This is a genomic window from Fructilactobacillus sp. X2R6C1 (assembly GCF_059901295.1).
The window spans coordinates 1-255 of record NZ_JBWXUZ010000053.1; the positions used below are offsets into that span (position 1 = coordinate 1).

Sequence of the window (255 nt, forward strand, 5' to 3'; positions counted from 1 at the left end):
GGTGTCGTGCGTCCGCCTTCTTTATTAGAAATAATCTGAACGGTTCCGCTTTCCAACACTGATACGCAGCAGTTCGTTGTTCCAAGGTCAATTCCAATTACTTTACTCATATTCCGAGTTCCTTTTATTGTTTAATTTGGGCGATTCGACGGGAGCGGATAATCCTGAGGGCAGGTCAAAAACGGACGGTGGGTTCCAAATAATCGAACATTCATAAATCTAACCTGATAAAGAGTCTGTAACACCGGCATCACC

Annotated in this window: 1 protein-coding gene; it reads right to left on the reverse strand. The window is 43.9% G+C overall.

The features are described from left to right. Window positions 1-110, reverse strand: a 110-nt coding sequence (locus AC6UDF_RS07325; RefSeq protein ID WP_500724225.1) for an Hsp70 family protein, incomplete at its 3' end; no start/stop codon positions are given. Between the last annotated feature and the right edge of the window lie 145 nt (window positions 111-255).